Source organism: Tellurirhabdus rosea, from assembly GCF_026278345.1.
Taxonomy (GTDB): Bacteria; Bacteroidota; Bacteroidia; order Cytophagales; family Spirosomataceae; genus Tellurirhabdus; species Tellurirhabdus rosea.
The window spans coordinates 1,399,758-1,426,318 of the sequence record NZ_CP111085.1 but is presented as its reverse complement, the minus strand read 5'-3'; the positions used below and the strand labels follow the sequence as shown (position 1 = coordinate 1,426,318).

26 protein-coding genes are annotated in these 26,561 nt (G+C 56.5%); 15 read left to right on the top strand and 11 right to left on the bottom strand.

All coding sequences use genetic code 11. The features are described 5' to 3' along the window. Positions 1-122: 122 nt before the first annotated feature. The 3 genes from ORG26_RS05935 (at position 123) to ORG26_RS05925 (ending at position 2,325) form a co-directional block, all read left to right on the top strand. A complete protein-coding gene (locus ORG26_RS05935; RefSeq protein ID WP_266367610.1) occupies positions 123-617 on the top strand; it encodes a PaaI family thioesterase in 495 nt (164 codons plus the stop codon). A 97-nt stretch (positions 618-714) separates the two neighbouring features. Continuing rightward, positions 715-1,362, top strand: coding sequence for an alpha/beta hydrolase (locus ORG26_RS05930; RefSeq protein WP_266367609.1), 648 nt, complete (start codon positions 715-717; stop codon positions 1,360-1,362). A 102-nt stretch (positions 1,363-1,464) separates the two neighbouring features. After that, positions 1,465-2,325 (top strand): manganese catalase family protein, encoded by an 861-nt coding sequence (locus tag ORG26_RS05925; RefSeq protein WP_266367608.1) that lies wholly within the window; start codon positions 1,465-1,467, stop codon positions 2,323-2,325. 88 nt (positions 2,326-2,413) lie between these two features. Here ORG26_RS05925 and ORG26_RS05920 read toward each other — a convergent pair whose 3' ends face one another. Continuing rightward, on the bottom strand, positions 2,414-3,166 hold the full coding sequence (locus ORG26_RS05920; protein ID WP_266367607.1) for an SDR family NAD(P)-dependent oxidoreductase: 753 nt from the start codon (positions 3,164-3,166) through the stop codon (positions 2,414-2,416). A gap of 201 nt (positions 3,167-3,367) precedes the next feature. On the opposite strand from ORG26_RS05920, the gene ORG26_RS05915 reads away from it, so the two are divergent. The 7 genes from ORG26_RS05915 to ORG26_RS05885 all read left to right on the top strand — a co-directional run bounded on the left by ORG26_RS05915 (position 3,368) and on the right by ORG26_RS05885 (position 12,423). Continuing rightward, complete coding sequence (locus ORG26_RS05915; RefSeq protein WP_266367606.1) at positions 3,368-4,753, top strand: glycosyltransferase family 4 protein; 1,386 nt, start codon at positions 3,368-3,370, stop codon at positions 4,751-4,753. Between the two features lie 94 nt (positions 4,754-4,847). Then, complete coding sequence (locus tag ORG26_RS05910) at positions 4,848-5,468, top strand: D-glycero-alpha-D-manno-heptose-1,7-bisphosphate 7-phosphatase (protein WP_266367605.1); 621 nt, start codon at positions 4,848-4,850, stop codon at positions 5,466-5,468. 23 nt (positions 5,469-5,491) lie between these two features. Next, positions 5,492-6,685 carry a glycosyltransferase family 9 protein gene (locus ORG26_RS05905; protein ID WP_266367604.1) on the top strand — a complete coding sequence of 398 codons (1,194 nt, stop codon included), beginning with the start codon at positions 5,492-5,494 and terminating at the stop codon, positions 6,683-6,685. A 127-nt stretch (positions 6,686-6,812) separates the two neighbouring features. Continuing rightward, a complete protein-coding gene (locus ORG26_RS05900; RefSeq protein ID WP_266367603.1) occupies positions 6,813-8,627 on the top strand; it encodes a carbamoyltransferase family protein in 1,815 nt (604 codons plus the stop codon). 73 nt (positions 8,628-8,700) lie between these two features. Then, positions 8,701-9,675: a glycosyltransferase family 2 protein gene (locus ORG26_RS05895; RefSeq protein ID WP_266367602.1), complete on the top strand. Its 975-nt coding sequence runs from the start codon at positions 8,701-8,703 to the stop codon at positions 9,673-9,675. A gap of 98 nt (positions 9,676-9,773) precedes the next feature. Beyond that, positions 9,774-10,814, top strand: a complete 1,041-nt coding sequence (locus tag ORG26_RS05890; protein ID WP_266367601.1) for a glycosyltransferase family 9 protein — start codon at positions 9,774-9,776, stop codon at positions 10,812-10,814. Positions 10,815-10,938: 124 nt separating this feature from the next. Further along, complete coding sequence (locus ORG26_RS05885) at positions 10,939-12,423, top strand: membrane dipeptidase (RefSeq protein ID WP_266367600.1); 1,485 nt, start codon at positions 10,939-10,941, stop codon at positions 12,421-12,423. A 90-nt stretch (positions 12,424-12,513) separates the two neighbouring features. Here ORG26_RS05885 and ORG26_RS05880 read toward each other — a convergent pair whose 3' ends face one another. Continuing rightward, positions 12,514-13,644: an FAD-dependent oxidoreductase gene (locus ORG26_RS05880; RefSeq protein ID WP_266367599.1), complete on the bottom strand. Its 1,131-nt coding sequence runs from the start codon at positions 13,642-13,644 to the stop codon at positions 12,514-12,516. Between the two features lie 182 nt (positions 13,645-13,826). Here ORG26_RS05880 and ORG26_RS05875 point away from each other — a divergent pair, with 182 nt between their 5' ends. Further along, positions 13,827-14,312: a RidA family protein gene (locus ORG26_RS05875; RefSeq protein WP_266367598.1), complete on the top strand. Its 486-nt coding sequence runs from the start codon at positions 13,827-13,829 to the stop codon at positions 14,310-14,312. A gap of 190 nt (positions 14,313-14,502) precedes the next feature. On the opposite strand, the gene ORG26_RS05870 is transcribed toward ORG26_RS05875, so the two are convergent. The 8 genes from ORG26_RS05870 to sufC form a co-directional block, all read right to left on the bottom strand. Next, a complete protein-coding gene (locus ORG26_RS05870; RefSeq protein ID WP_266367597.1) occupies positions 14,503-14,928 on the bottom strand; it encodes a BrxA/BrxB family bacilliredoxin in 426 nt (141 codons plus the stop codon). Between the two features lie 34 nt (positions 14,929-14,962). Further along, complete coding sequence (locus ORG26_RS05865; RefSeq protein ID WP_266367596.1) at positions 14,963-15,274, bottom strand: SUF system Fe-S cluster assembly protein; 312 nt, start codon at positions 15,272-15,274, stop codon at positions 14,963-14,965. A 23-nt stretch (positions 15,275-15,297) separates the two neighbouring features. Continuing rightward, entirely contained in the window at positions 15,298-15,726 is a 429-nt protein-coding gene (locus tag ORG26_RS05860; protein ID WP_266367595.1) for a SufE family protein, read from the bottom strand. 3 nt (positions 15,727-15,729) lie between these two features. Continuing rightward, positions 15,730-16,011 carry a type II toxin-antitoxin system RelE/ParE family toxin gene (locus ORG26_RS05855; RefSeq protein ID WP_266367594.1) on the bottom strand — a complete coding sequence of 94 codons (282 nt, stop codon included), beginning with the start codon at positions 16,009-16,011 and terminating at the stop codon, positions 15,730-15,732. Then, positions 15,995-16,207 (bottom strand): hypothetical protein, encoded by a 213-nt coding sequence (locus ORG26_RS05850; protein WP_266367593.1) that lies wholly within the window; start codon positions 16,205-16,207, stop codon positions 15,995-15,997. The genes ORG26_RS05855 and ORG26_RS05850 overlap by 17 nt, the downstream gene beginning before the upstream one ends. A gap of 114 nt (positions 16,208-16,321) precedes the next feature. After that, complete coding sequence (locus ORG26_RS05845; RefSeq protein ID WP_266367592.1) at positions 16,322-17,560, bottom strand: SufS family cysteine desulfurase; 1,239 nt, start codon at positions 17,558-17,560, stop codon at positions 16,322-16,324. A 158-nt stretch (positions 17,561-17,718) separates the two neighbouring features. Further along, positions 17,719-19,038 carry a Fe-S cluster assembly protein SufD gene (gene sufD, locus ORG26_RS05840; protein WP_266367591.1) on the bottom strand — a complete coding sequence of 440 codons (1,320 nt, stop codon included), beginning with the start codon at positions 19,036-19,038 and terminating at the stop codon, positions 17,719-17,721. A gap of 110 nt (positions 19,039-19,148) precedes the next feature. Then, positions 19,149-19,904 (bottom strand): Fe-S cluster assembly ATPase SufC, encoded by a 756-nt coding sequence (gene sufC / locus ORG26_RS05835; protein WP_266367590.1) that lies wholly within the window; start codon positions 19,902-19,904, stop codon positions 19,149-19,151. Positions 19,905-20,182: 278 nt separating this feature from the next. Here sufC and ORG26_RS05830 point away from each other — a divergent pair, with 278 nt between their 5' ends. The 4 genes from ORG26_RS05830 (at position 20,183) to ORG26_RS05815 (ending at position 24,250) form a co-directional block, all read left to right on the top strand. Further along, positions 20,183-21,649 carry an arginine deiminase family protein gene (locus ORG26_RS05830; protein WP_266367589.1) on the top strand — a complete coding sequence of 489 codons (1,467 nt, stop codon included), beginning with the start codon at positions 20,183-20,185 and terminating at the stop codon, positions 21,647-21,649. Between the two features lie 108 nt (positions 21,650-21,757). Beyond that, positions 21,758-22,687 (top strand): citrulline utilization hydrolase CtlX, encoded by a 930-nt coding sequence (ctlX, locus tag ORG26_RS05825; protein ID WP_266367588.1) that lies wholly within the window; start codon positions 21,758-21,760, stop codon positions 22,685-22,687. A gap of 231 nt (positions 22,688-22,918) precedes the next feature. Beyond that, positions 22,919-23,377, top strand: a complete 459-nt coding sequence (locus ORG26_RS05820) for a MarR family winged helix-turn-helix transcriptional regulator (RefSeq protein ID WP_266367587.1) — start codon at positions 22,919-22,921, stop codon at positions 23,375-23,377. Between the two features lie 159 nt (positions 23,378-23,536). Next, positions 23,537-24,250 carry an SDR family oxidoreductase gene (locus ORG26_RS05815; RefSeq protein WP_266367586.1) on the top strand — a complete coding sequence of 238 codons (714 nt, stop codon included), beginning with the start codon at positions 23,537-23,539 and terminating at the stop codon, positions 24,248-24,250. Here the strand turns inward: ORG26_RS05815 and ORG26_RS05810 are convergent. Then, a complete protein-coding gene (locus ORG26_RS05810) occupies positions 24,232-26,556 on the bottom strand; it encodes a PAS domain-containing sensor histidine kinase (protein WP_266367585.1) in 2,325 nt (774 codons plus the stop codon). The genes ORG26_RS05815 and ORG26_RS05810 overlap by 19 nt on opposite strands. Positions 26,557-26,561: the final 5 nt, after the last annotated feature.

The window sequence follows — 26,561 nt, the reverse complement described above, 5'->3', positions numbered from 1 at the left end:
CCGCGGATGCATCCAACAGACCGCTGAAAAAGACTTTTCGGCAAATCCTCCGCATTTATTTTAGCTTTATCCGCATAAATTAGGCGGGAATCCCGCTTAGGATTCATCACCCGATACATTACATGGCAGAAGAAAAACGTACCCGCACCATCACCTGGGAGGACCCGCAGCAAGGCGCGCAGGCGGCCAAATCCATGTCCGGTCTGGCCTATTTGCAAAGCATCATCGACGGCCAGAACCCGACGGCCCCAATCGGCCAGGCGCTCGGCTTTGAACCCGTTTCCGTGGAAGACGGAAAAGCCGTGTTCGCCGTCGTTCCGGCCGAATACCACTACAACCCGATTGGGCTGGTTCATGGCGGGCTGGTCTGCACGCTCTGCGACTCGGCCATGGGCTGCGCCGTGCATACCAAACTGAAAGAGGGCCTCAGTTACACCACGCTGGAAATCAAGGTGAACATGGTCCGGCCCATCACGGCAAAAACCGGGCGGCTGACCTGCACCGGCACCGTCATCCACGTCGGCCGGAGCGTCGCCACCGCCGAAGCACGGGTCGAAGACGAACAGGGCCGCCTGTACGCCCACGCCACCACGACATGCATGATTTTTAATAGCTGAATGATTGAATGGTTGATAGGTTGAATTGCTGCGCAAAGTTTGGACATAGCGAAGCCTGATCAACCTATCAATCATTCAACCATTCAGCCACTCGACCATGAACGAAGCTCACCTTACCGTTCCCCGCACGGCCCGGTACTACACGCTTGGGCAGCTGACAGACGCTACCCGGCATGTCTGGTTTGTGCTGCATGGGTACGGACAACTCGCGCAGTTTTTTCTCCGGCGGTTCGATGTGGTGCAGAATGACGACACATTTGTGGTGGCTCCGGAGGGCCTTTCCCGGTTCTATCTGGACGGAAAGTACGACCGCATCGGGGCCAGCTGGATGACCCGCGAAGACCGGCAGCACGAGATCGAAGATGGCATTCGGTATCTCAATGCGCTCTGGGATACTCTTTTCCGGACGGTTGATCCCGCTGCTGTAACGATTCACTTGCTTGGGTTTTCGCAGGGAGCGGTGCAGGCCTGCCGCTGGCTTCAGGCGGGGCAGATTCGCGCCGACCGGCTTATCCTCTGGGCCGGTTTCTTTCCCACGGGTCTGCAGACGATTATCGACCGGGACCGGCTCGCGGGCGTGGAAACTTTCTACGTCTACGGCGAGCAGGACGAGTATTTGGTGACCATTCCGGACATCAGGGGCTATCTGCAACAGATTGAGGCGGATATGCCGGGCATCCGACTACTTCCGTATTCCGGCCGGCATTCCGTGGACCGGGAGGTGTTAAAAAGTTTAGTATATTAAGTCAATAGAATTTGGCTAAATAGTTACCCGATTTTTCAACAATCAGGGGACCGTGCTGTTGACTGGGGGACAACGTTATGTTTCACCAAATTCATCCACAGCATGTTTTATCACGACAAAAAATTGCAGTACAAAGTCCGGGTAGAAAAGCCGAATCCAACCTTTGCCCGGGCCCTGCAGCAGGCCATTGGCGGTATTGAAGGCGAAATCCGGGTCTGTTTGCAGTACCTCTTTCAGGGCTGGAATTCACGGGGGCCGGTTCGCTACAAGGACATGCTGCTGGACACGGGCACAGAGGAAATCGCCCATATCGAGATGCTGTCCACGGCCGTTGCCTTGAATCTGGAAGGAGCTTCAGGAGGCATTGTGGATGAAATTGTAGGCCAGAGCCCCATCGTGGGCGCTATCATGGGAGGCATGGACCCGCGTCATTACCTGTCCGGCGGATTGGGAGCCATGGCCGCCGACGCCAACGGGGTGCCTTTCAACGGCTCCTGGGTGGTCAGCTCGGGAAATCTGGCGGCCGACATGTATGCCAACGTGATGGCCGAATCGACCGGACGGCTCCTCGCTACCCGTCTGTACGAACTCACCGACGACCCGGGCATGAAAGACATGCTCGCCTTTCTGATCGCCCGCGACACCATGCACCAGAACCAGTGGCTGGCCGTGCTGGAGGAACTGGGCCACGGCGATATTACCAAAGTACACCCCATTCCGAACAGTTTCCCGCAGGCTAATGAAAATCAGGAAGTAAACTACCTCTTTGTCAATACCAATATCGACGCCGAGCCGTCGGCGGGCGAAAACCGCCGCTGGACGCAGGGCACCTCCATCGACGGCAAAGGCCAGTTTCAGGAGGAAAAAGCCTTCCCCCGCGGCGACGTCCCCGTCCTCGGCCCGCCCGCCAAAGAAGGCTACGCCCAAACCGAACAGTTGACGGGAGCCAACAGTAAGAGTTAAGAATTAAGAGTTAAAAGTTAAGAGTTAAAAGTAGGCTCCGCTAAGTCAGAAACCTGAATCAGCAGAGCTTACTTTTAACTCTTAACTTTTAACTTTTAACTATTGTTGTGGCGCTGGCCTGGGCGGCGGCCAGGATGGTAATGTCGGCGATGTGGACGTTGGCGGGGGCGGTGACGGCGTACACGATGGCGTCGGCAATGTCACTGGCTTTCAGCGGGTCAAATCCCTGGTAAACTTTTCCGGCCCGTTCTTCGTCGCCTTTGAAGCGGACCATCGAAAATTCGGTTTCCACGGCTCCGGGCGCGATGTTGGTTACTTTGATGCCATGCTGCGTCAGGTCGAGGCGCATGCCTTCGCTGATGGCTTCCACGGCGGCTTTGGAGGCGCAGTACACCGTGCCGTTGGCGTAGGTCTGCTTGCCGGCGATGGAACTGACGTTCACGATATGACCGCTCCGGCGCTCTACCATGCCCGGAATAACGGCTTTTGACACATACAGCAAGCCCTGCACATTTCCGTCGATCATCTGGTCCCAGTCGTCCACACTGCCTTCCTGAATCGGGGCCAGCCCGTGGGCGTTTCCAGCATTGTTGACCAGCACCGAAACCGACTGCCACTCCGCAGGCAGCGAAAGGATGGCCGATTCAACGGCCGCCCGGTCGCGTACGTCGAACTGGAGGGTGGTCACTTCCGTTCTGGCCGACAGCGCGCTCCGGACTTCATCCAGTCGTCCGGTCCGGCGACCGCAGAGAATTAATTTGTAATTCAGGTCGGCAAATGCCTCTGCAACCGCTCTTCCTATGCCGGAAGTTGCCCCGGTAATCAACGCTATTTTATTCATAATCAGTGATTAAGTGTACTATATTGATAAATAAGCATACTTTCTATGCATCAAAAAAAGAGGCGTCCGTTGGCTCACTTTGATGAACATAAACGGTCTTTCATGTAACCTTTTGCGGAACACCCGGTTTGTAAAGAACATTTCTGGCCAGCAGATCTGACGAACTGGACCGACGGATTGTCTGCCGGAACACCACACTCAATGAAATGGAAACTTGCTTTAATCAGTGAACACGCGTCACCGCTGGCGCTGGTGGGCGGTGTTGATGCCGGAGGGCAAAACATCGCCGTGGCCGAGCTGGCGCAGGCGCTGGCAAAAATCGGGTATCAGATAGACATCTTTACACGCTGGGATGACAAAAATTTACCGCAGGTCGTAGAATGGCAGCCTAATGTTCGCATCGTCCACCTCGAAGCGGGGCCGGTACACTACGTGCCGAAAGAGGAGCTGCTGCCGTTCATGAAGGATTTTACGGCGAATTTTATCCGTTTCTCGGAAAAAGAAGGCAATCCGTACCGGCTGGTTCACGCGCATTTCTTCATGTCGGCGCTCGTGGCTGCGGATATCAAAAAGGAGCTCGGCATCCCGTTCGTCGTTACCTTCCACGCGCTGGGTAAGGTCCGGCGGATGATCCAGGGCGAATGCGACCGGTTCCCGGCCGAACGCTTTGCCATCGAGGAACGCGTGATTCGGGAGGCCGACCAGCTGGTGGCGCTGTGTCCGCAGGACCGCGAAGACCTGATGACCCTCTACGAAGCCGACCCCGCCAAAATCACGATTGTGCCCAACGGCGTCAATACGTCCGAATTTTACGTCGTGGATAAACTGCTGGCGCGGCTGCTGCTGGGCCTTGATCCCAACGAAATCATCATTCTCCAACTGGGCCGGATGGTGCCCCGCAAAGGCGTCGATAACGTCGTCCGGGCGGTCGGTACGCTGCGCCGCGACCACGGCGTCTGGGCCCGTTTGCTCATTGTCGGCGGCGAGTCCGATGTGCCCGACCCCGCCATCACGCCCGAGATCGGCCGCCTTCAGGCGCTGGCCCGGGAGGAGGGCGTGGAAGAATGGGTGACGTTTGCAGGCCGCCGTCAGCGCGATACGCTGCGTTACTTCTACAGCGCCGCCGACGTGTTTGTCACGACGCCCTGGTACGAACCTTTCGGCATTACCCCGCTGGAGGCGATGGCCTGCGGCGTGCCGGTGATCGGTTCGGAGGTTGGAGGCATTAAACACACCATTATGGACGGACAGACAGGTTTTCTGGTTCCTCCCAACAACCCGGAAACGCTGGCCAACCGGATGCTGACCCTGATTCAGTACCCGCGGATTCAGAACGCGCTGCGGCGGAATGCCCTGCGCCGCGTCCACAAGCATTTCACCTGGCAGAGCGTGGCCCAACTCACGGCCAGCCTGTACGAAACGGTGGGCCTGCCGCGTCCGCAGGTCCTGCGCGTGGAAAAGGTCGAGCCGGTGCTCGGTTCGCAGCCGTTAATGTCGAACCGCGTGAAGAAATGTTCGTTTCGGAGTTTAGTTGAAAAAGGACAAGAGAGGAGAGACATAAGACAAGAGACGGGAGGGTGGAGATGAAATGAACGTTTGCCAATGTTACACGCGGTCCATCCTGTCGACTCGTCGTTTGTCTCTTGTCTTGTCTCTCTTGTCTACAAAAATCCGAACGAGCATGAGTGAACGCGCTATATTTCTCGACAAAGATGGAACGCTGATCCGCGACGTTCCCTACAATGTAGAACCCGGTCAGATTGAGCTTTATCCGGAGACGGGAGAGGCGCTGCGACGGCTCGGGGCGGCTGGTTTTCGGCTGATTGTTATTTCCAACCAGTCGGGCGTGGCACACGGGTATTTCGAAGAGCAGGCCCTGACGTTTGTGGAAGTGCAGTTGCAGGTCTTGCTGCGGCCCTACGGGGTGAGTCTGGACGGATTTTACTACTGTCCGCATCATCCCGGCGGCTCCGTTCCGGCGTATTCCATCACCTGCGCCTGCCGCAAGCCCGAGCCCGGTCTGCTGACCCGCGCGGCGGCCGACCACGACCTGAATCTGGAAGAATCCTGGATGATCGGCGACATCCTCAACGATGTGGAAGCGGGCAACCGGGCAGGCTGCCGGACCGTTCTGCTCGAACACGGGAACGAAACGGAATGGCTGACCGGCTCGTTCCGGACACCCACTTACCGGGCCCGGCACATGCTGGATGCCGCAGAATTCATACTCAAGCATACCACCCAATCGGTTAGTAAACCCCACAATAACCTTTCTGCTTCATTCGAACAGGAGGTTAGTTAACTAAGCCGGCATCCTGAATCATTATGTCAGTCAACAATCGGCGCGAGAAAAAAAACGACCGGGTCATCCGGTCTGATGATCCCCGCAGCAGGGAGGCTTCCACCGGGTCTTCGACCGAATCTTCGACCGAATCCTTTCAATGGGAAAAGTGTCCGCATATCCTGTGTATCCGTCCGGATAACATGGGCGACGTGCTGATGACGACTCCGGCCTTCCGGGCGCTGAAAGAAAGCCTGCCGGGCCGGCGACTGACGCTGCTGACCTCCTCGGCGGGAGCGGCCATCGCGCGGATGATTCCGGAGATTGACAACGTTATCACGTTTGACGTTCCCTGGGTGTCCACGCAGGACGTCCCGAACCGGGAGGCGGTTGTCAAACTGGTCGAACTGCTGCGTCGTCGGCGGTTCCAGGCGGCGGTGATCTTCAACGTCCAGAGCCAGAATCCGTTACCGGCGGCGCTGCTTTGCTACATGGCTGGTATCCCAAACGTGCTGGGTTACTGCCGCGAAAATCCCTACTACCTGATGAGTCCCTGGGTCCCGGACCCGGAGGTGCTGTGCGCCACTCGGCACGAGGTCGAACGGCAACTGACCCTGGTGGAGGCGGTCGGCGCGACAACCGCAAACCGGCAACTGTCGCTGTCTGTCCCGCCGAATGCGGTGATTCAGGCCCTCGAAAGTCTTTCGGCAACCGGCGTGCAGCCGCACCAGCCCTGGCTGGTCATGCACACGGGCGTGAGCGAGGAAAAACGGCGTTATCCGGCAGAGGAATTTATCAAAGCGGGGCGGCGGCTCACCAGCGAACTGGGTTTTCAGGTGGTGCTGACGGGCAGTAAGTCCGAACGGGCCTATACCGAAGACATCCGCAAGCAGATTGGTCCCGGCGCGGTGAACCTGACCGGAAAGCTCCCGCTGGATGTTTTCTGCGGCCTCATCGCCCAGGCGCCGGTGGTGGTTTCCAACAATACCGGTCCGGTGCATATCGCCTCGGCCGTCGGAACGCCGGTGGTGGTGCTGTACGCCATGACCAACCCGCAGCATACGCCCTGGCTGGTGCCCAACCGGGTGCTTTATTTCGACGTACCCGAACCCCTGCGTTCGCGCAACATGCTGCTGCAGCGGTTCCCCGGCCCCGCCGAACCGAAAGCATCCGTAGACGGAATTGTGAAAGCAGTAGAAGAACTAACCATTGGAACCATTGCCCTATCGGGGACCTAAAAGGGGGAATAGTTTATGGTTTATAGTTTAGAGTTTATGGTGATAACCTGAGGCCAAAAAAGAGTACCGTTGGCAGGAAGCAACCATAAACCATAAACTCTAAACCTGGTAACTTAAAATAAACGTTATGATTACTCTTGGAATTAATGCGGCCTTTCACGACCAGACGGCGGCTATTGTAAAAGATGGGGTGGTGCTGGCGGCGGCGGAAGAGGAACGCTTTACCCACATCAAACACGGCAAGCGCCCGATTCCCTTTTCTACCTACGAACTGCCGTATAATGCCATCGATTTCTGCCTGAAAACGGCCGGAATCACGCTGGCGGAAGTAGACCACATTGCCTATTCGTTGGACCCGTCTCTGCTGCTGGGGGATAAAAAAGACGCCGATACGCTCGAAATTCCGCTGAAGCCGGGCTACCAGCCGACCGATAGCCAGTGGCTCAATCCCTGGGACCCGCTGTTTCTGTCGTCTATCGTCAACGCGCCGGGCCACCTCGTCGATGGCGTGCCCCTGCACCTGTCGGCCCGCTGGAAAGCAGCCCGTCGCGACGGCCCGTATCAGTGGCATTTTGTGAATCACCACCTGGCGCACGCGGCGAGCGCGTTTCTCCCCAGTCCGCATACGCGGGCGGCGGTCATCGTCATCGACGGGCGCGGCGAACTGGCTACCACGAGCTATTGGCTGGGCGAAGGCAACGACCTGAAACTGCTGGGCGAAGTGCACCTGCCGCATTCGCTGGGCCTGCTCTACGAACGGATGACCGAATACCTCGGCTTCCTGCATTCGTCCGACGAATACAAGGTGATGGCGCTGGCTTCGTTCGGGGAGCCGAAGTACGCCGATTATTTCCGCAACCTGATCCGGTTGGGACAGAATGGGCAATACACCATCGACACGCCGGACTTCGCCGGGGAATTTGGCCCTATGCGCGAAAAAGGCGGTCCGCTGGAACAGAAGCATTTTGACATTGCGGCCTCGCTGCAACTGGTGCTGGAAGAAACCGTCCTGAAACTAATCACCTGGCTGCACGAGGTCACCGGCTGCGACACGCTCTGCATGGCGGGCGGGGTGGCGCTCAACTGCGTCATGAACGCCCGGCTGCGCGACAAGGGCCCGTTCCGCGACATCTGGGTACAGCCCGCTTCCGGCGACTCGGGCACGGCGCTGGGAGCCGCGATGTGCATCGACACCCGGCAGCGGAACGCCACCGAACGGGCGTATGTGATGGAAGACGTCTACCTGGGACCCCGGTTTACCGACGACGAAATCGAAGCCTTCCTGAAATGGTCGAAACTGCCGTACCGCAAGATGGACGATGTGGCCTCCGATGTGGCCGATTATCTGGCCCAGGGCAACGTCATCGGCTGGTTTCAGACCGGGATGGAATTTGGGCCGCGGGCGCTCGGGGCCCGGTCGTTGCTGGCGGCTCCGTTTCCGGCGGATATGCAGCAGAAAATGAACGATCTGAAGGACCGCGAAGACTTCCGGCCCGTTGCGCCGGTGGTGCTGGAGGAGATGGCCGACGAGTACTTTGTCAACGCCCGCAAGTCGCCGTTCATGCTGTTTATCAACGACGTGCGGCCGGAGGTCACCGAACGCATTCCGGCGGTCTGCCACAGCGACGGTACGGCCCGGATTCAAACTATCAACCGGTCCCAGAATCCGGTTTATTATGCGTTAATTAAAGCATTCTACGAAAAAACCGGTGTTCCGGTTCTGATCAATACCTCGTTCAACACGCGGGGCGAACCCATCGTCTGTACTCCCCGCGACGCCGTCGAATCTTTCTGGACCTCGCCGCTGGATGCGCTTGTCATCGGCTCGTTCATGCTGACCAAAACCGGCCACGGAACGGGCAGCGACAGCGAGAAACCGGCCTGGTACGGACGCGGAGTCGTGAAAGAAAGCCAGGAGTGGGAAGGAATAATTATCAGTTAAGAGTTAAGAGTTATGAGTTAGCTCTGCTGTTTTCAACTCATAACTCATAATTCTTAATTATTAACTCATCATTATGAAACCGTTAGTATCCATTATCGTCCCGACCTTTCGGCGGCCGGCGTTGCTGAACCGGTGCCTGGAAGCCTTACTGAAACAGGAATTGCCCTTTCATACGTTTGAAATTATTGTGGTGGACGATGGCAACGACACCGCCACGCGGGAAGCAGTAGAGATCACCGCCCGGAATACGACGGTGCCGCTCCGGTACCTCGGTCAGCCCGAGCGACGCGGACCGGCCGCCGCCCGCAACCGGGGCTGGAAAGAGTCGCGGGGCAGTATCATCGGCTTTACGGACGACGACTGTATTCCCGACGAAAACTGGATTCGCAATGCCGTGGACGCCTTTATCGAAGGGGCGGAAGTGGTGTCGGGCCGCCTGGTGGTGCCCTGCTCGGAAAAGCCGACGGATTACGAACGCGTGACGACGTTTCTGGAAACGACCGAGTTTGTCACCGCCAACTGTTTCTGCTCCAGAGCCGCCCTCGAAAAGGTCGGCGGACTGGAAGAAAGCTTCGACATTGCGTGGCGCGAAGACAGCGATCTGCAATTCAAGTTTATCGAGAACGAGATTCCGGTCACGAAGCGCAAAAACGTCACCGTCGTGCATCCGATCCGGGAAGCGGCCTGGTGGGCCTGCCTGAAGGACGAGCGGAAGAATTGCTACGATGCGCTGCTGTACAAACGGCATCCCCGGCTTTTCCGGGAGCGCATTCCGGCCTACGGCAATCTGGTGCTGATGTACTACGCGGTTGTTATCGGCTTCCTGCTGGGGGCTTTCGGGGTGCTGGCCGAACTGCCGTATGTGGCCTCGTATGGCTTCGGTCTGTTTACGGCTTTTCTGCTGGTGCTGGTCGTGCGTCGCCTCTGGGGCACCCGGCTCACCCCGCAGCATGTCGGACAAACCCTCGTTACCACCGCCGCAACGCCTTTTCTGTCCGTCTACTGGCGGCTGTACGGAGCTTGCAAGCATCGAACACTCTATTGGTAATAGTTGAATGACTGAATGACTGAATGACTGATTTCGACCATATACTTTTACTGCCTGATGGTCAGTCAATCAATCATTCAATCAATATCCATATCCCTATGAATAACAAAATCGTGGCCGCCTTACGAAGGCAGCCGGATTCAATAGCGATTTTTCGGGCCATCAAACTGGGCGACCTGATGGTAGCCATTCCGGCGCTGCGGGCGCTGCGGATGGCCTTTCCACGGGCGAAAATTACGCTTATCAGCCTGCCCTGGGCAAAGGAGTTCGTCGCCCGGTTCCCGATGTACATCGATGAATTTATCGATTTTCCGGGATGGCCGGGCCTGCCCGAACAACCGGTCGATGCGGGCCGGACGGTCGCGTTTCTCAAACTGATGCAGCAGCGCCATTTCGATCTGGCCCTCCAGATGCAGGGCAACGGCACGCTGGTCAACCCGATGATGGAATTGCTGGGTGCCCGCGTGACGGCCGGATTTTACCCGGCCGGTCTGAAAGCCTACAACGTCAATCCCGAATTCTACATGCCGTACCCGGAAGGCGAGCACGAAATCCGGAAGCACCTGAGTCTGATGGACTTTCTGGGCATCCCGACGCAGGGTTTTGACCTCGATTTTCCGTTGACCAAACAAGATGGACTCCGGGCGGCTCTGATTCCGGAACTCGACAGCCTCAACCCCAAAGAGTACGTCTGCATTCATCCGGGCGGTATTTCGGCCCGTCGCTGGCCCGAAAGTCACTTTGCGCAGGTCGCCGATTCGCTGGCCGAGCAGGGGTACAAGGTCGTGCTGACGGGTACGCAGAGCGAAGGGCCGATTGTCGAAAGTGTGCGCGAACAGATGCACTCCTCGGCCGTCAGCCTGGCCGGCAAAACGGACTTGGGTACGCTGGCCTGGGTCCTGAGCCGGGCTTCTCTGCTGGTGAGCAATGATACGGGCGTGGCCCACCTTGCGTCGGCGCTCAAAGTGCCGAGCGTGGTCATCTATACCACGTCCCAGCCCGAAGAATGGGGCGCGCTGAATCGGGAACGCCACCGGGCCGTGCTGGAGGTGAACGCCGAAAGTCCGGGGGCGGTGATTGAGGAAGCGCTTTCGCTGCTGCCCGAAACCAGCAGTCCGTCGGCGGTACTGGCTGCCTGATTTAACTGATTGATTATTCGGTGGTTAACTACCGCTCGCTAAAATCAAAGCTGGTCCCGTCGGGTCAGCTTTTTTTTGTGCCAACTTAAAGAAGAAATGACTCTTCCTCTTAATCTTCCGCACCATGCCTCAGCACGATTTTTTTGTAGACCTGCACTGCCACCCCACCTACAAACCCTTCGGGCGCAGTTTCAGAATGGGTACGCCCGGACAGGCTTCCAACCGGCCCGGTGATCTAAATTCGGTCTGGAATTACGACCCGCCAGGCGCGGGCGACAAGCTGCTCAATTTTGTCAAGGGCCTGACCCGCTTTTCGCAGGCGAACCTGACCGCGGCGGCTTACGGCCGAACGGGGGTGATGACCGTTTCGCTGGGGTCCATCGAAAAAGGGTTTTTCAGAACGAAACTCGGCACCGGAGCGCTGGCTGATCTGGTTTCCGAGTTCACGGCCGGTCTGAGCGTGCCCCGGATCAACCACATCCAGAACATGACCGATTACTTCGCCGATCTGCTGCTGGAATGGGATTTTCTGCTGGCCAACAACGAAAAATTCACCCGCATCGACGGCATGAACTATGCCTACAGCATTGTATCCTCGTTTCAGGAGCTGGAAGCGGTGATGGATTTCAACGATTCGGAACTGGAAGCGAAGATGCGGAATCCCCGTCATGCCGTTCAGACCAAGATCGCGCTGGTGCTCTCCATCGAAGGGCTGCACGTGCTGAATACCGGGCTCGACCAGCCCGTTAGCGACGCCGACGTGCTGGACAAAGTCCGGCAGATCAAGACGTTCGACAAAGCGCCCTTTTTTGTCACGTTCAGCCACCATTTCAACAATGACCTGTGCGGCCACGCCCGGAGTCTGCCGCCCCCGTTGAACAGGCTGTGCGACCAGGAGAAGAACATCGGAACGGGCTTTTCCGCTCTGGGAGAACAGGTTTTGCGGCTGTTGCTGGACCGCACGGTCGGGCGGCGGGTTCTGATTGACATCAAGCACATGAGCGCCCTGGCCCGCCGGGAGTTCTTTGCCATTCGGGATGCCGATTTTCCGAAACTGCCGATCATTGTCAGTCACGGAGCGGCCAACGGACGCCGGTCTATGGACCAGCCCACGATTATCGACTCGCCGGAGACGGGCGAAAAGCTCTGCCCGGATGACATCAATTTTTACGATGACGAAATCGTTCGCGTGGTGCAGTCGAACGGGATTTTTGGGTTGCAACTGGACGAAAGACGGCTGGCCGACGATGAAACCATCCGGCGCGTCAAGCATTCGATTTTCCGTCACAAAATCCTCCATTACCGGACGGAGGTAATCTGGCGCCAATTCCGGCACATTGCCGAACTGCTCGACCGAAACGGGCTGCCCTCCTGGGACAACCTCGCCATCGGCAGCGATTACGACGGCATCGTCAACCCCGTCAACGGCATCTGGACGGTGGAGGATTACGACGACATGGTGGGCTACCTGGAACGCCACATCTATCATTACATGGTCGAAGAAAAAGCCCCCGGCCTCACCCATGACTTCAACAAAATCAGCCCGGACGAAATCATAAAGCGGATTTCGTGGCAAAACGCCTGGTCGTTTTTCAAGCGGAACTTCTAGCGGGCGGAGGGGAGGTTGAATGACTGATTGACTGAATGACTGAATGACTGATAGATAAGCGGACTGCCTATCAGTCATTCAGTCATTCAGTCAATCAGTCATTTCATTCATGACCTGCTGGATCCGCTCGACAAACTGCTCGGTATATTCGCGCTTGGGGGTTGTGTCCCAGTTGCCGACGAGGCCGTTGCCGCCGAGGTAAATGCCGTCTTTCCGGGCGATGACGCTGGCGCCCTGCGCATTGAGCTTGTAGGTGACTTCGGGCTGGGGAATGAGGCAGGCCAGCTGGCCGGAGACCGGTGTTAGTTCTTCGTCGTTGAAAACGGCCTTGGCACCCAGGCCCATGCAGTTCACCACGCAGCGTTCGGGCAGGGCGTCGATGTCTTCCAGCTTTTTAATTTCCCGAATCAGGATCCGGCCGCCCAGCATCACAAACGTGCTCATCTGGTGGTGCAGATAACTCGGAATGTTGAACATCATGTTGGAACGCCAGGTGACGTAAGCCGCCCCAAACGGATGCTGCTTGGCGGAAAGCTCCTGCCGTTCGGGCAGCAGCCCGTCGAGGTGGTACACTTCGCCGCCCTGACCGATGTCGGGCTGGCCGGTGGGCCTGGTCTTGTAGACATTGTATTCGTCCACCCAGGCGGCGATGTCGTTCATGCCGAGCAGAAACTGAAACGTCCGGAAGGAAAAGCGGGTAGCCTGTTCCCACTGCTGCCGGAACTCGGGCGTCGCTTTGGTGGGGTCGCAGACGCGGGAGGCCGGCGACCAGGTGCCCGTGGCGACGCTGCTGGTGATGTTGGGCGGCAGGTCTTTGGTGTAGATGGTTACCTCCAGACCCCGTTCCTGCAGGAGTCGCGCCGTTGCCAGCCCGACGGTGCCGCAGCCGAGTACCGCCACTTTGCGCTCGCCGGTCGCCAGCACCATCTCCCGGGCTAGATTCCCCGTGCCCCAGGAAAGCGACCAGCCGCTGCCGCCATGTCCGTAGTTGTGCACCAGCGTTTTGGAACCCAGTTCCTCCCGGGCAATGCGCGGCCCGGAAGCCCGGAACGGCCGCAGCCCGACGGTTTCCTTGACAATGCGGTCGAGCGAAAGTTTGAGTTTGGGAACCGAATAGGTTCGGGTGGTAGCCAGACGGGGGCGGGGGGCACAGCTCGTCACGCCCGAGGCGACCGCGAGGCTGGCAACGCCGGTTGCGGCCAAAAAATTTCGGCGATTCATTCTACCGTAGTTTAAGTGGTTAAATACGTAGGATAAGTGCGTGCGGCGCTGCGTTAATTTAACGACACTTTTGATTTTGGTAAAATATAATTTTTATAATTGTTGGATTCGTAAAATTATGTAGTGTTAATTTTTAGAAAATCCCAATAATTTACATGTTAAATTCAATTTTACCGGAAAAGATGAAAACAGTTCTTATCGGTCTGGTTTTTTTGCTGGGTGCTTTGAGCGGGTCGGCCCAGCAGGTAGAGTACTACGGTTCGACCGCCTCTCCAATCTCGTCGGGAGCCATTATTCCGGCGGGCAAAAAAATGCTCTGGACCAGCGGCATAGTGGCCGGGGTGGCCGACAGTACCGCCGCCGAAGGAACGTATAAACGGTTTGGGAACACCAAAATGCAGGCGCTGGACATTCTGAAGACGTTCGAGAAAACGCTGAAAAGCCGCGGCCTGTCTTTCAAAGATGTGATTATGCTGCGGGTGTACGTCGCCCCCGACCGCTTTCAGGGCGGTAAGCACGATTATCAGGGCTGGTTTGATGCCTACGCGCAGTATTTCGGAACGAAGGAAAATCCGGTGAAGCCCATCCGCTCGACCGTCGGCCTGGCCTCGCTGGTGCATCCCGACAAGTTCATTGAGATTGAACTGGTGGCGGCGTATCCGCTTTGAAGGGGGGACAAGAGATGAGAGAAAAGAAAAAGGAGGAAAGAGATAAGAAAGAAGAGAGATGGGGTGGGGAGAGAAGTGACAAGGGACAAGCGATCTGGGACAAAAGAAAAAGAGACAAAGGATAGGAAACTCTGATCTGCCGAGCTCCCGTCTTTTGTCTCTTGTCTTTACTCTTTTGTCTTTTCCCGCGTTACGCTTTTTCGCAGAACTCTTCGAACGCCATCACCAGGTGCTGGGCGATCATTTGGGCCGAGCGGCCTTCGATGTGGTGGCGCTCAATAAAATGAACCAGTTCGCCATCCTTGAACAGCGCTACTGACGGCGACGACGGCGGGTAGGGCAGGAGGTACTCCCGCATCTTGGCCGTTGCTTCCTGATCCACACCGGCAAACACCGTCACCAGTTTGTCCGGCTTGATGTCGCTGGCCGCAACCGCCGCCTTCACGCCCGGACGGGCAGCCCCGGCCGCACAACCACAGACCGAATTAACCACAACGAGCATGGTGCCTTCGGCGTTTTCCATCGTATTCACCACGTCCTCAGCCGTGGCAAGATCCTGGAACCCGGCGTTTACCAGGTCGGCCTTCATCGGGGCAACTAAATGAGGAGGATACATATGCAGGGTAAAATTTAAAGTTTAAAATGAAAATTTACATAAATCCCAGCTCCAGCTTCGCTACTTCCGACATCATTTCGGTCGAGTAGGGCGGGTCGAAGGTGAGTTCGACGCTGACATCGTTGACGCCTTCAATCTCGCGGATTCGCTGCTCGATTTCGGCCGGAATGGTCCCGGCAGAAGGGCAGGAGGGCGAGGTCAGCGTCATCAGCACGTAGACGTTGTTCACCGGGAATATCTTGATGTCGTAGATAAGCCCGAGCTCGTACACATCCACCGGGATTTCGGGGTCGTATACCGTCTTCACGGCCTCAACAACTTTTTCTTTCAGTTCGGTTTCAGACATGGGTAAAAACACGGCTTGGCGTTTTAACTGTTAACCGCGGCGTTGGCGACCGCAAATTCCTTCATTTTTCTGAGCATCGAAGCCAGTCCGCCGGCCCGCCGGGAGGTGACGAGGCTGCTGAGGCCGATGCGGTCGATGAAATACAGATCAGCCGCGGCGATGTGCTCCGGCTTTTCGTCGTTCAGCACCCGAATCAGCAGACTGACAAGGCCCTTGCTGATCTGGGCGGTCGGCTCGCTGTCGGCTTCAAAGTGCGCCACCTCGCCCCGCATCTCGGAATGCAGCCAGACCTTTGACTGGCAGCCCGGAATCAGGTTTCGGTCCTGGTGGTACTGGTCAGACAAGGGCGGCAGCTTCTTGCCGAGGTCGATGATGTACTGCGTTTTATCCAGCGGATCGTCGAAGAGGTCAAACTCCTCAATGATTTCGTCCTGTTTCTCGTTGATGGTCATCGGTTATATTCTGCCAAGTGGCCGGCCCATCGGGCGTATGGCAACAATGGTAATGTTCTGGTTCAAATAGGAATAGACTAACCTGTATTTTTTGACAAAAACTTCCCGAATAAAAGAAAGACCAAATTCCGGAACCTGTCTTCCCATTTCCGGGAACTGTTCGAGCAACTCAAGCTTATGTTCCAGTTCTGTCAGCCAGTTTTCGGCGTAAACAGACGATTCTTCTAACAATTTGGCGTAAATATCTCTGGTAGTTTCTTTTGCTTCGTCACTCCAGGCGATCATCTTTTTTCATTGCTTTAAGCTCCTGCATAAATTGGTCGTGCGGCGTCACTTCGCCACGTTCCGATTGCTGCAATCCCCGCTCAACGCTCTGAATAAATAAAATCTTCTCAATCAACTCGTCAGCCGTTACCTCCTCCGGCAAGTCCCGAAAGCTGTCGATAACCTGGCTCTTTTTCAGTGTGACTTCCGTAAGCATATCGGTTGTGAGTTTTCAGTTTTCTGTTGTCCGTTTTCCGTTGTTTTGGATACTCAGAGAATAAATAGTGAGGCAGCGCAACAGAAAACCGAAAACGGACAACCGAAAACAGGATTACAGCATCATCTTCTTCACCCGGTGCAGCCCCTGTACCAGCCGGTCGATTTCTTCGGTCGTGTTGTAAACGGCAAACGACGCCCGGGTGGTTCCGGCAATGCCGAAGCGGCGCATCAACGGCTGGGTGCAGTGGTGACCCGTCCGGACGGCAATGCCCTGCTGGTCGAGAATAACGCCGATGTCCTGGTGGTGAATGCCGTCCATGACGAACGAAACCACGCTGATTTTTTCTTTCGCCGTGCCGACAAGCCGGAGTCCGTCGATGCTGGAAAGGGCATCGGTGGCGTAGGCCAGCAGCTGGTTTTCGTGGGCGGCGATGTTCTTCTTACCGAGGGTGTCCACGTATTCGAGGGCGTACTGCGTGGCAATGACGTCGGCAATGTTCGGCGTTCCGGCTTCGAACTTGTAGGGCAGGTCGTTATAGGTTGTCTTTTCAAACGTGACTTCCTTGATCATCTCGCCGCCACCGCGCCAGGGGGGCATGGCTTCGAGCACTTCCCGCTTGCCGTACAGCGCGCCCATGCCCGTCGGGCCGTAGAGCTTGTGGGCCGAAAAGACAAAAAAGTCAGGGTCCAGCGCCTGCACGTCGATGTCGAGGTGGGAGGTGGCCTGCGCTCCGTCGATGAGCACCTTCGCCCCGACGGCATGCGCCTTGTCGATGATGGTCTTGACGGGATTGATCGTGCCCAGCGCGTTGGAAACGTACACGACCGAGACAAATCTGGTCCGGTCGGTCAGCAGCTTTTCGTATTCTTCGAGAATCAGATCCCCGTTGTCATCCACCGGAATCACCTTCAGCACGCAGCCGCGTTCCTCGCAGAGCATCTGCCAGGGGACGATGTTGGAGTGGTGTTCCATCGTGGAAATGATAATTTCGTCGCCTTCGCCGAGGAATTTCCGGCCGTACGTCTGCGCCACCAGGTTAATGCCGTCCGTGGTGCCGTAGGTGAAAATGATTTCCTCGACATGCGCGGCGTTCAGGAAGCGCTGGATAGCTATCCGGGTAGCCTCAAACGCACCCGTAGCCTTTTCGGCGAGGTGGTGGATGCCCCGGTGAATATTGGCGTTGTATCCTTCGTAGTATCCGGTCAGGGCGTCGATCACTGCCTTGGGCTTCTGGGTCGTGGCGGCGTTGTCAAAATACACCAGATCCCGGCCGCTCACCTTCTGGTGAAGCACCGGAAAATCGCGGCGAATGGCTTCTGTGTCAAGAATTTCGTGTGAAACGACCTGCATAGAGATTGGTATTGCTACGGAAAGATAACACGCATAGAGAGAAACTGATTCAGTTAAAAGTTAAAAATTAAAAGTTAAAAGTAGGTTCTGCTACGCACTGATCCAGGCAACAGGAGACCTACTTTTAACTTTTAATTTTTAACTTTTAATTTCACCTTCTATCGGGAAAGTTTGTCCTGAATCCGCTTTTCGAGGTGTTCGCGCAGGGCGTCGATGCGGATGTTCTGGATCACGTCTTCGGCAAAGGCGAACATCAGCAGGGCCATGGCTTCGTCTCTGGGAATACCGCGCGAACGGAGGTAGAAAAGGGCTTCTTCGTCCAGTTTGCCGGTCGTGGTGCCGTGCGAGCATTTCACGTCGTCGGCGTAGATTTCCAGCTGGGGCTTGGTGTTCATCTGAGCGTCGGCCGAGAGCACCACGTTTTTGCAGGACTGGTAGGCGTTGGTCTTCTGTGCGTCGGGGCGCACGAAAATCTTGCCGTTGAATACGCCCGTGGCCTTGTCTTCCAGAATGCCTTTGTAAAGCTCGCTGCTGTAGGAGTTCGGCATGCGGTGGTCCACCAGCGTGTGGTTGTCGACATGCTGGCGGCCGTTGGGGAAATACATGCCGTACATGAAGGCTTCGCAGTGCTGACCGTCGAGGGCAATGTTGAGGTTGTTGCGGATGAAACCGCCGTCCAGCGTCACCGTGGCCGAATAGAAATGGCTGCGGTCTTTCTGGTGTACCTGGGTGGTGCCGATATGGTACGCGCGGTCCGACTCGTTCTGAATTTTGTAATAATCCAGGCGGGCGTCTTCGTCCAGCACGATCTCCGTCACGACGTTTACAAAGCTGGCCCCGTCGCCCATCGTCCGGAACGATTCGGCGACTTTCACCTCCGAATTTTTTCCGGCGATAAACAGGTTGCGCGGCTGCGAAGCGACGTTGGCCGTACGGGCGTCGGAGATGAAGCGGAGCACAACCGGCTGCTCGACCGTCTTGCCCGCCGGAACGTGAATCACCACGCCGTCGTTGGCAAAGGCCGTATTCAGGGCCGTGAAGGCGTTGTCGCGGTAGTCGGCGTACTTGGCAAAGTACGACTCGATCAGGTCCGGCATCGTTTTCACCGCTTCGGCAAACGGGATAATGCTCAGTTGGCTGGCCGGGCTGACGATTGTCGACAGCTGCGGCTGGAACCGGCCGTTAACAAAAAACAGAATATTGCCTTCGAGGTGGTTGATCTGCAGCGGTTCGAGGTCCTCGGCCGTTACGGCGGCGGGGGCGTTGAAATCGAACGCTTCCCGGACAAGGCTGCTGACGTTGGTGTATTTCCACTCCTCATGTTTCAGAGTCGGGAAACCCATGCGGTCGAATTCCTGAAGCGCCTCGCGACGAAGCTGGTGCAGGGCCGACTTGCTCTCGCCATTCATCCGCTCCTCCGCCGTTTGAAAATCGGACAGCAGACGGGATTTCAGGTCGTTATGTGGTTGATTGGTCATTTTCGTTTAAAGTTTAACGTGTAAGGCGGTCCGTCGATACGGGTTAACGTGTAAAGGACAAAGCGTAACGGAGACTGGCGTTACACTTTAAACCCCGAACCTTAAACGATTTACGCAGTTTCCACTTCCGCCTTGATCCAGTCGTAGCCTTTTTCTTCGAGTTCCAGAGCCAGTTCTTTCGGGCCCGATTTTACGATGCGGCCTTTGTAGAGGACGTGGACGTAATCGGGGACGATGTAGTCCAGCAGGCGCTGGTAGTGCGTCACGACAATGGTAGAGCGCTCAGGCGTACGGAGCTGGTTGACGCCTTCGGCCACGATGCGCAGGGCGTCGATGTCGAGGCCCGAGTCGGTTTCGTCCAGAATCGCCAGTCTCGGTTCGAGCATAGCCATCTGGAAGATTTCGTTCCGCTTCTTCTCCCCGCCCGAAAATCCTTCGTTCAGCGAGCGGCTCAGCAGCGACTGGTCGATGTTGACCAGCTTCATTTTTTCCTTCATCAGCTTGAGGAACTGCACGGCGTCCAGCGGGTCTTCGCCCCGGTACTTGCGGATTTCGTTCATGGCCGTCCGCAGGAAGTTGGTCGTGCTCACGCCCGGAATCTCAACCGGATACTGGAAGGCCAGAAAGATTCCTTCGGCGGCCCGTTCCTCGGGCGCCATGTCCAGCAGATCCTTGTTGTTGAACAGTACTTCACCCCCCGTCACTTCGTAATCTTCACGGCCTGCCAGCACCGACGCGAGCGTACTCTTACCGGAGCCGTTCGGGCCCATAATCGCGTGCACCTCACCCGGTTTAATTTCCAGGTTGATGCCTTTCAATATCTCTTTGTCGCCGATCGAAGCCTGTAAATTATTTATACTTAACATATTGAGAGAGTGATTTCTGGTGAATTTTGCGCCGCAAAGGTAGTGGAAACAAAGATTTATTCCGTTGGCTTAACAATTTTTGCTGATGATTTGTTACTTGCCCTTTTGCCAATAAATCCTTCAAAGACAACCCGCAGCCGTATTTTTTGGTAACACATGATTGGAAACTTTTCGTTCCGGCGGCCCCTTTTTCCGGCGGGAGTTTTCATTTTTTTTGACAGGGCAATCCTGTAACTTGCCACACAAACAACCCGCCACACTGTGTGGATGTCGCCTGTATGAAAAATGGAAAAACGCAAACGGTTGCGTCAAAAATCAATGTCACTTCGGAAATTGGAACACTTAGGCGGCTGCTGATTCACAGTCCGGACCGGGGCCTGGGCAAGGTGGTCCCCTCCAAAGCGCAGGACTGGCTGTTTGAAGATATTGTGCACATCGACACGATGCGCCGCGACGAATACGACTACTACGTCAAGCTGCTGCTTTATTTTCTGGATCCCGAAAAAGTGCAGGGCAAACTGGCCGAAATTGATGCCGATCCCACCCGTTCGTTCTACAAACCCGGTCATCCCAACTACTTCAACTCCGACGCCGTTATCGATATCCAGCGGCTGCTGGCCGACATTCTGGAGGACGAGGTGATCCGGACCAAACTCATTGCGGGCATCTGCGCCGTGGAGCGCACGAGCTTCAAGACGCTGACCCAGCTTTCGACCTACGACCCGCCCGAACTGGCCAAAATCCTGATTTCGGGCTCGCTGCCGGACAGCAAGACGATGCTGTTTGCGCCCCTGCCAAATTTTATTTTTACGCGGGACATCGGAATCGTCATCAACGACCACATTCTGCTCAACAAGCCCGCCAAGCTGGCCCGGACCCGGGAGGCACTGCTGTCGCAGTACATCTTTTTCTACCACCCGCTGTTTGCGCCCTACCGCAACAAAATCATTGAGATACCGGACAACGAGCACCACTTTCTGCTGCCCGAAAGTGATGTGGCCCGCGACTATACGCGTTCGACGCTCGAAGGCGGCGACGTGATGACGATTTCGCCCCGGCACCTGCTCATCGGTTGCAGCGAACGGACGACGCTCTACGCCGCCCAGCAGGTCATGCGGCAGGTCTTCGACAAAGGCGTGGTGGACACCGTGACCATCATCAAAATCCCGAAAAAACGGGATTACATGCATATCGACACTATTTTCACGCAGGTCAAAAAGAACGTCTGGGTGCTGCTGGCCTCGCTGGGTCGGCTGGGCGACGAGGCCAAAAAACGGGACGTCCTCCACTTCTTCGCCCCGCGCGACGTGTCGGAGGACCTGCGGATTCTGCAGTTTTACAAAGGGCTTGAACACAAGCCGATTGAAATCGAAAACCTGGAAGACCTGCTTGCGGACATCAGCCGGAACGACCTCGGCTGCACCGACCCGGTTCAGTTCATTTACTCGGGCAACAACGAGTTTCCGTTCGGCGCCCGCGAACAGTGGACCGACTCCTGCAACCTGCTGGCCCTGAAAGACGGCGTCGTGATTGGCTACGACCGCAACGACAAAACCGCCGAGGCGTTTCGGGCGGCCGGTTTTGAGACGGTCCGGGCCGCCGAGCTGCTGCAGCGTTTTGAACGGGGCGAAGCCTCACCGGAAACCATCGAAAACACCTTCATCATGCTGCCGTCGGCTGAGCTCTCCCGCGCCCGGGGCGGTTCGCACTGCATGAGCTTACCGCTACTGCGCGACGGTTTCTAAATGAAGGTCCATTTGCGAAAAACATTGTCGAATTGACACTTTGCTATTAATTTGGGAGCAAGTTTGCGTCTTCGCACCTTATCAACATACTGCCTTACCACTTAATTTATGCAATCGCAGGCCACCTCTCACATTTTGATGATTCGCCCGGTTCGGTTCGGGTTTAATGAGCAGACTGCCGTTACGAATGCGTTTCAGGATGCTGCCGTGGCCGCCCGTACCAAAGAGGTGGCGCAGGAGAACGCCCGCCGGGAATTTGACGAAATGACCCGCCACCTGACGGCGGCCGGTGTGGACGTGATTCTGTACGAGGATACCGCCGAGCCGTACACGCCGGATTCCATCTTTCCTAACAACTGGGTTTCTTTCCACGCCAGCGGAACGGTGGTGCTGTATCCCATGCATGCCGAAAACCGCCGTCTGGAACGCCGCATGGACATCATCGATGACCTCAACAAGCGTTTCCACGTGTCGAAAGTGGTGGACCTGACGCACTTTGAGCAGGAAGAGAAATTTCTGGAAGGAACCGGCAGCCTGGTGCTCGACCGGATGCAGCGCATTGCGTACGCCTGCCTGTCGCCCCGGACGCATCCGGAGGTACTGGAAGAGTTCAGCCGCCGGACGGGCTATAAGGTAATCAGTTTCGAGGCGGTGGACAGCCAGGGCATGCCTGTTTATCATACCAATGTCGTGATGTGCATCGGCGACACATTCGCGGTGATCTGTCTGGCATCCATCAAGGACCCGGACGAGCGGCTGATGGTCCGGAAATCGCTGGAAAATACCGGTAAATACGTCTTCGAGATTACGCTCGAACAAATGGCGCAGTTTGCCGGGAACATGCTGCTGGTGACCACCAAAAAAGCGCAGAAACTGCTGGTCATGTCGACCGCCGCGCATAACTCCCTGACTGCCCGGCAGCGCGACATCATCGACGACTTCGCCACGCTGCTGCACGTGGACCTTTCCATGATCGAAGGCAACGGGGGCGGTTCGGCCCGCTGCATGATGGCGGAGGTGCATCTGCCGCTGCGCTGAGCCGGGCGGCTGTCTGATAAATTTGTCTGATAATTAGTGGTAAAGTAGGAGGAGCCAGGTGAAAAACCCGCCTGGCTTTTTCCTTTTGCGGCCTATTACTGAATCGATTGGCTTATTGCTCGTGCACGCAATTAATTTTAATCTACATTTTTAGTCTATTTACGTTAACTTTAAAAATTAATCGCTAAGTTTACTTTACGGAGAAAACAGATATTAACAAAACGGCAAGTTATGACCGGGGAAAAACGTGTTTCGAAGTACAGCGGCTGCCTGAATTTTACGGCAAACGCCCTGGCTCGGGTAATGACCAACATTGCGGATGAGGAGTTTGGAAAGTTAGGGCTGACCGCTTCCCATGCATTTCTGTTGAAGGAGGCAGTCGAAAATCCGGGAATTCAACCGAAGGATCTTAGCGAAGAACTGCATTTGACCCCTTCCACGATCACCCGTCTGATCGAGAAGCTGGAGTTGAAGCGGCTGGTGGAGCGCAAAATGGAAGGCAAGCACACGCTGGTTTACGCCACCGAAAAGGGAGTCGCCCTGCTGCCGGACATCAAACGCGCCTGGCGGACGCTGGTACGCCGGTATTCGGACGTGATCGGAGAAGAAAACGCCAAGCAACTGACGCGCATGGCCTACGGGGTCGTACAGTCGATGGGAAAAGATTCGGAGCGGCATTTTTCGTCGTAAGGCCATTGATTGGGCAACCAAAACATGTGGCTTTGCCGACAGGGTCGCCGCCTGTCCCACAGGCTCGGGATGCCTAAACAATTTCCGGGTCGAATCATGTTAAGTGGCTGGATGATGCCTGCGGGTCGTCGTCCAGCCACTTAATTTTTACGGGCTCGTATGGTCACTCAGCACGAAAAAGTAGCGCTCGTTACCGGGGCTAACCGCGGAATCGGGAAGGAAATAGCCAGACAGTTATGCCAGCGCGGGTACGCTGTTTTTATGGCAGTTCGGGATATTCCCATGGGCCGTTCGGCCGCCGAAGAACTGTGCGGCGAAGGCCACGAAGCGTTTTACCTCCAGATGGATGTGACCGACCCGGTCAGCATCAAACACGCTGTTGGGACGTTCTCCCAAAAGGCCGACCACCTGGACGTCCTCATCAACAACGCCGGTATCCTTGAAGACTCCGGCGACGATATTACCAAACTCAATACCGAGCGGCTCGAACGCACGATGAAGACCAACGTGACCGGCCCGATTCTGGTCATTCAGGATTTCCTGCCTTACCTGCAGAAAAGTCCGTCCGGGGCCCGCATCATCAACGTGTCGAGCGGCGCCGGGGCCCTGCACTCCATGTCCACGTACGCTCCGTCCTACAGCATTTCCAAAACCGCGCTGAACGCCGTTACCCGGCAGTTCGCCGGGGCGCTGCAGGGGCAGAACATCGCCGTAAACTGCGTAGACCCCGGCTGGGTGCAGACGGACATGGGCGGCTCCCAAGCATCCCGGCCCGTTGAGAAAGGGGCCGAGCCGATCGTATGGCTGGCTACGGAAGCCCCGCTGACCGAAACCGGAAAGTTCTGGAAAGATCGTCAGGTGATTTCCTGGTAGGGAAAATCCTGCCAGTCGGGCAGATAAACGGTGAATTCGGCGCCTTCTTCCCGCCGACTGCTGGCCGTGATGGCCCCGTTGTGGTTGTCGATCACTTTTTTCACGATTGCCAGTCCGATACCGGTTCCGGCGTACTGGCTTCGGGTGTGCAGGCGCTGGAATGCACCGAAAATGCGCTCGCGGTACTGCTCATCGAAGCCGATCCCGTTGTCTTTCACCCCGATAGCGAAGTAGTCGGCGGGGCCGCTTCCTTTCAGCGCCGGCACCTCCGACCGTCTCACTTTGGCGCAGGTAATCTGAATAACCGGCGGAACGTCGGGATGGGTGAATTTCAAGGCATTCGACAGCAGATTCTGGAACAGTTGGCGCAGCTGCAGGGCATCGCCTACGACCGTCGGCAGCGGTTTTAGGGTTAGCTGGGCCGCTTTCTCCCGGATGGTCGTTTCGAGGTCCGCTACCACTTCGGCCAGAATTTCCTGCAAATCAACCGGCCGGAACGGCTCGCGCTTGGTAGTCAGCCGGGAATACGTCAGCAGGTCGCGGATCAGCACCTGCATCCGCTCCGATGCGTTCTGCATGCGGTGAATGATGTCGAGCTGCTCGGGCTCGACCTGGGCGGCCAGCTGCTGGCTGAGCATATCGCCGAACGCCTGAATCTTGCGCAGCGGCTCCTGCAAATCGTGGGAAGCCACATACGCAAACTGCTGTAGGTTTTCGTTGGATTTCAGAAGTTCGGAAACCGACTCCTCCAGTTGGCCCTGAAGTTTTTTGCCGTCGGTAATATCCATGAAGGAGATCAGGGTTCGCCCTTCGCTGAGGGAGGTGACGATGACATCGAACCAGCTGTTCATGCCGTCGTAATGGTAATACTCCTCAATCCGCTGTATTTCGCCTGTCCGGGAAGTATGCAGGTAGACCTGCATGAGGCGGGTCTGGTCCAGCGAAGGAAAAACTTCCATCAGCGTGTGCCCCACCAGTTGCTCCATCGAACGGCCGTTCATCTGCGAAGCCGCCTCGTTGGCCAGGGTGATCCGCAGATCGACGATTGCCCCGGTTTCGTCCCGGACGGGATCGCAGGCGATCAGCCCGTTCAGGGAGCCGTTAATGACCTTTTCCAGAAAAGCCGCCTGTTTCTGAACCTCCAGTTCGGTTTTTTTCAGAATCGTAATGTCCGAAAACGTAACCAGTACCTCTTCTTCCAGTCGGGTGGACTGAATGTCGAGCCAGGCGTCGATGCCGTCGTCGTAGTAATGAAACTCGAACCGATGGAGCTGCTTTTCCTCGTACGTGCGCCGGTAGGCGTCCAGCAGTCCGTTGGTCTGGTAACCCGGAAACCACCGGCTGCCGAGGTCGCCGATGAGGGTTTCGGGCGTTTGGCCGACGTACGAGGCCAGGGCAGTGTTGGTATTGGTAAAACGGAAATCAGTAATGTTGCCAGCTTCATCCCGGACGGGCGCGAACAGAAAAATACCCGTCTGGGCGAGGTCCATAACGGCCTGAAGGCGCTCCTTATCCCGCTGCTGTTTCAGTTCGGCGTGCTTGCGCTCCGAAATGTCCAGAAATGTGAGCACGAAGCCGTCATTCTGTTTCACGACCGTCAGGTCAAGCCAGGTCTTCAGGCCGTCTCCTTCGTACTGGATTTCCAGCCGCTGCGAAGCTCCCGTTTCCACCACGTCGCAGTACCGTCCGAACAGGCCGGATTCCACGCTATGCGGAAAAAGAGTGAGCATCCGTTTGCCAACCAGTTCCTCCGCCGACCGGCCCGTAATGAGGGTGGCCGCGTGGTTGGCGGCCTGGATCTCGAAGTCGATGATGCGGCGGGTTTCGTCCCGGACGGCCAGATAGGACGTAATTCCGGCCTGAGCGCCATCCAGAACGGCCTGGAGCAGATTCGCCGTGTGCTGGCTGCTGAGTTGAACCTGCTTGGAAGCACTGATGTCGATGAACGTTACCACGCAGCCGTCGCCGAGTTTGGCAAGGGCTACATCGTACCAGACGTCAAAATCACTGTAATAATGTTCGGTCCGAAGGGTTTTGCCCGTTTCGGTGACGGCTTCGTAGGTGGCAAAAAGGCCGGATTCGCGGCTGCTGGGGTAGACCGTGAGCAGCGTACTCCCGCTGATATCGTGGCCGGTTCGCTCCAGAATGGCCTTCCGGGCCACGGGATTACACAGGCGCACCCTGAAATCCTCAATGCGACCGGCGGCATCGCGAATGGCTTCGTAAACAACCGTACCGTTCAGGGAGGTATTCAGAACACCGTAAAGCAGATCGGTGTATTCCTGTGTGGGAGAAATTTCTTTCATCTAAT

Coding starts and splice junctions, on each gene's coding strand:
- ORG26_RS05820 (WP_266367587.1), top strand. CDS start 22,919: ATGACCGGGGAAAAACGTGTTTCGAAGTACAGCGGCTGCCTGAATTTT.
- ORG26_RS05915 (WP_266367606.1), top strand. CDS start 3,368: ATGAAATGGAAACTTGCTTTAATCAGTGAACACGCGTCACCGCTGGCG.
- ORG26_RS05895 (WP_266367602.1), top strand. CDS start 8,701: ATGAAACCGTTAGTATCCATTATCGTCCCGACCTTTCGGCGGCCGGCG.
- sufD (WP_266367591.1), bottom strand. CDS start 19,038: ATGACCAATCAACCACATAACGACCTGAAATCCCGTCTGCTGTCCGAT.
- ORG26_RS05905 (WP_266367604.1), top strand. CDS start 5,492: ATGTCAGTCAACAATCGGCGCGAGAAAAAAAACGACCGGGTCATCCGG.
- sufC (WP_266367590.1), bottom strand. CDS start 19,904: ATGTTAAGTATAAATAATTTACAGGCTTCGATCGGCGACAAAGAGATA.
- ORG26_RS05890 (WP_266367601.1), top strand. CDS start 9,774: ATGAATAACAAAATCGTGGCCGCCTTACGAAGGCAGCCGGATTCAATA.
- ORG26_RS05830 (WP_266367589.1), top strand. CDS start 20,183: ATGAAAAATGGAAAAACGCAAACGGTTGCGTCAAAAATCAATGTCACT.
- ORG26_RS05920 (WP_266367607.1), bottom strand. CDS start 3,166: ATGAATAAAATAGCGTTGATTACCGGGGCAACTTCCGGCATAGGAAGA.
- ORG26_RS05845 (WP_266367592.1), bottom strand. CDS start 17,560: ATGCAGGTCGTTTCACACGAAATTCTTGACACAGAAGCCATTCGCCGC.
- ORG26_RS05815 (WP_266367586.1), top strand. CDS start 23,537: ATGGTCACTCAGCACGAAAAAGTAGCGCTCGTTACCGGGGCTAACCGC.
- ORG26_RS05900 (WP_266367603.1), top strand. CDS start 6,813: ATGATTACTCTTGGAATTAATGCGGCCTTTCACGACCAGACGGCGGCT.
- ORG26_RS05810 (WP_266367585.1), bottom strand. CDS start 26,556: ATGAAAGAAATTTCTCCCACACAGGAATACACCGATCTGCTTTACGGT.
- ORG26_RS05870 (WP_266367597.1), bottom strand. CDS start 14,928: ATGTATCCTCCTCATTTAGTTGCCCCGATGAAGGCCGACCTGGTAAAC.
- ORG26_RS05880 (WP_266367599.1), bottom strand. CDS start 13,644: ATGAATCGCCGAAATTTTTTGGCCGCAACCGGCGTTGCCAGCCTCGCG.
- ORG26_RS05860 (WP_266367595.1), bottom strand. CDS start 15,726: ATGACCATCAACGAGAAACAGGACGAAATCATTGAGGAGTTTGACCTC.
- ctlX (WP_266367588.1), top strand. CDS start 21,758: ATGCAATCGCAGGCCACCTCTCACATTTTGATGATTCGCCCGGTTCGG.
- ORG26_RS05885 (WP_266367600.1), top strand. CDS start 10,939: ATGCCTCAGCACGATTTTTTTGTAGACCTGCACTGCCACCCCACCTAC.
- ORG26_RS05910 (WP_266367605.1), top strand. CDS start 4,848: ATGAGTGAACGCGCTATATTTCTCGACAAAGATGGAACGCTGATCCGC.
- ORG26_RS05925 (WP_266367608.1), top strand. CDS start 1,465: ATGTTTTATCACGACAAAAAATTGCAGTACAAAGTCCGGGTAGAAAAG.
- ORG26_RS05865 (WP_266367596.1), bottom strand. CDS start 15,274: ATGTCTGAAACCGAACTGAAAGAAAAAGTTGTTGAGGCCGTGAAGACG.
- ORG26_RS05930 (WP_266367609.1), top strand. CDS start 715: ATGAACGAAGCTCACCTTACCGTTCCCCGCACGGCCCGGTACTACACG.
- ORG26_RS05850 (WP_266367593.1), bottom strand. CDS start 16,207: ATGCTTACGGAAGTCACACTGAAAAAGAGCCAGGTTATCGACAGCTTT.
- ORG26_RS05935 (WP_266367610.1), top strand. CDS start 123: ATGGCAGAAGAAAAACGTACCCGCACCATCACCTGGGAGGACCCGCAG.
- ORG26_RS05855 (WP_266367594.1), bottom strand. CDS start 16,011: ATGATCGCCTGGAGTGACGAAGCAAAAGAAACTACCAGAGATATTTAC.
- ORG26_RS05875 (WP_266367598.1), top strand. CDS start 13,827: ATGAAAACAGTTCTTATCGGTCTGGTTTTTTTGCTGGGTGCTTTGAGC.